Origin of the sequence: Methanoculleus sp. UBA413 (assembly GCF_002502935.1) — an archaeon.
Taxonomy (GTDB): domain Archaea; phylum Halobacteriota; class Methanomicrobia; order Methanomicrobiales; family Methanoculleaceae; genus Methanoculleus; species Methanoculleus bourgensis.
In genome coordinates this window covers 954-3,235 of record NZ_DAQR01000097.1, presented here as the reverse complement: position 1 = coordinate 3,235, position 2,282 = coordinate 954, and the positions used below count along the sequence as shown (strand labels likewise).

Below are 2,282 nucleotides of genomic sequence, written 5' to 3'. Positions count from 1 at the left end.
GACCGGATCGTGATCGGGAGCCGGGACGGCCGTTCCGGGGACACCGTCGCCGCCGCCTACCAGGGGCTTGCGGCCCCGGTGGTACGGTGCGGGCTCACCGCCGCGGAGATGATCAAGTATGCCTCAAACGCCCTCCTCGCGACCAAGATATCGTTCTCGAATGAGGTCGGGAACGTCTGCAAACGCCTCGGGATCGACGTCTACGAGGTCATGGAGGGCGTCGGGATGGACCACCGGGTCTCCCCCCACTTTCTCGCCGCCGGCGCCGGGTTCGGGGGGAGTTGCTTCCCAAAGGACGTCGCTGCCCTCGTCAGCCTCGCGGAATCGCTCGGTGAAGAGCCCACACTCCTCCGGTCGGTGCTCGACGTCAACGACCGCCAGCCGCTCCGCATGGTCGGGCTCCTCGAGGAGAGGATCGGCGATCTTTGGGGGAAACGAATCACCGTCCTCGGCCTCGCCTTCAAGGACAACACCGACGACATCCGGGAGTCCCGGGCGATCCCTGTGATCGCCGAACTCCTCCGGCGGGGGGCGGCGGTCGTGGCATACGACCCCCTTGCGGCGGCCCCGATGCGCCGGGTCTTTCCCGGCATCGACTACGCCGCATCGGCGGCAGACGCCCTCCGGGGTGCCGACGCCTGCCTGGTGATGACCGAGTGGCCGGAGTTCTCTGATCTCAACGGGGCGTTTGACCTGATGAACTCCCGGGTCATCATCGAGGGGCGCCGGATCCTCACCTGCGACGGGAAAGAAGGGATCTGCTGGTGAGCGGGAAAAAGTATTATGAGACGGCGACACCCGCCGTCATGCAGATTATTGCAGAAAAAATCCTGCCGCAACCGGCCGGAGAGGTGCTGCCGGCCTCATCCGGTAAGTTCAACCTCGCCGGCCGCAAGAGGCCGGCAGCAGAGCCTGCCGCTATGGGCGTCCTTCATCACGGCATCGATCTTTCGGGAAATTTCCGCGCTGTAGTATGCCTCGCTACACCGGTCGCAGATGAATGCCGGGACATCCCTGATGACGATGATCTCGTCCCCGACCCGTGCAATGAATTCGGTCTTTCCTTCCTGCAGGGTTCCTTTACAGAACGTACATCTCTCTGGAATCATTTGTTCTCCCTCCTCGTTCGCGTATCGATCCAGTGTTCGTCATCCGGCATGTAGGCAGTGATGACCCGGAGATGATCGTCGCAGATCCCGAGTACTCCATGATACGCGTGGTCACGTATAAAGCCGAGCATGAGCACGGAAGGACAGGGCTTGTCATCGAGATACGATTCGATAATTTCGCCGGCCCTGATCGCCGAGAAGAGGTCGTCAGTGGAGATGTTGCGTATCAATACATCCTGACCCGGGCATGATGCGAGATGATGACCGAATCCCGGCCTACCAGCTCGATGATCTCGTCCTTGCTATGATCCACGCCTTTTCTTCCCCTACGGTTCATCTCTGTCGCACACACACTAAAACCTTCCTGGTCGGAGACACATCTGGAGGGTGCCTCACGGCTCGTAATCCATATATGATAGAGAGGAGGCCCCAGAACGATCTGCAAACGCCAGCAGGGCCTTGATCGGAACGCCTGCATCCCATGTGTCTGCTGTTGCGAGGGGCCTGATCCCGGAAGACCCCGGGGCCCGGCTCTCGGACCTTGCCGGATTCAGGAACGTCCTTGTCCACGTCTACGGGAAACTGAACCAGGATGAGGTTTACGGGGTGCTGCAGGATGACCGTGCGGCGTGGTTCTCCTCCCGGTCAGCTTCTATCCCGAAGGCCTGCCGAGGCGGCGAAGACAGGGGTCCTGCTTTTTTTGCCGGTGAAGAGGGAGGATCAGGGCAAGAGGATTCCCGATCTCACAACTCACGGTATGCGTTGCGGCGGTGACGGGTGTAGAGGATGATGACCTCCTGCTCTGCATGATGCACGGCATATATGATCCGGGAGTGCCACCACGGGACCAGACTCGCGAGCCAGCGTGCTCCAGGGATAGTTATACTAGAGAGAAAGGCGCATACCCCGATCAGGAATGGACGGAGTCACCTGCGAGCCCGGCGGAGAATGTGCGAGGATCATCGACATTCTCCGGGAGAAGAAGGCGTACCTGGCAGAGACCTATCACGTTGGATCCATCGGCATCTTCGGCTCGTGCCGGCGTGGCGAGGAGCACGAAGGAAGCGACGTGGACATCCTGGTCGAGTTCTCCGAGGTGCCGGGGATCTTCGGGTTTCTCAGGCTTGAGCAATATCTCTCGGAACTTCTCGGACGGAAGGTGGACCTGGTTGA

5 protein-coding genes are annotated in these 2,282 nt (G+C 60.8%); 3 read left to right on the top strand and 2 right to left on the bottom strand.

Annotated features, from left to right (window positions below):
- On the top strand, positions 1-768 hold a 768-nt coding region (locus BP858_RS07955), incomplete at its 5' end, for a nucleotide sugar dehydrogenase (RefSeq protein WP_286879240.1).
- A gap of 95 nt (positions 769-863) precedes the next feature.
- Here BP858_RS07955 and BP858_RS07950 read toward each other — a convergent pair.
- Entirely contained in the window at positions 864-1,109 is a 246-nt protein-coding gene (locus BP858_RS07950; RefSeq protein ID WP_286879239.1) for a type II toxin-antitoxin system MqsA family antitoxin, read from the bottom strand.
- On the bottom strand, positions 1,106-1,339 hold the full coding sequence (locus BP858_RS07945; protein ID WP_286879237.1) for a DUF4258 domain-containing protein: 234 nt from the start codon (positions 1,337-1,339) through the stop codon (positions 1,106-1,108). Before BP858_RS07945 ends, BP858_RS07950 begins: the two co-directional genes overlap by 4 nt.
- A gap of 253 nt (positions 1,340-1,592) precedes the next feature.
- On the opposite strand from BP858_RS07945, the gene BP858_RS07940 reads away from it, so the two are divergent.
- Positions 1,593-1,883, top strand: a complete 291-nt coding sequence (locus BP858_RS07940) for a HepT-like ribonuclease domain-containing protein (protein ID WP_286879235.1) — start codon at positions 1,593-1,595, stop codon at positions 1,881-1,883.
- A 142-nt stretch (positions 1,884-2,025) separates the two neighbouring features.
- On the top strand, positions 2,026-2,282 hold a 257-nt coding region (locus BP858_RS07935), incomplete at its 3' end, for a nucleotidyltransferase family protein (RefSeq protein ID WP_286879233.1).

Excerpts from the sequence above, each read along its gene's own strand:
- BP858_RS07950 (WP_286879239.1), bottom strand. The coding sequence starts at position 1,109 with ATGATTCCAGAGAGATGTACGTTCTGTAAAGGAACCCTGCAGGAAGGA.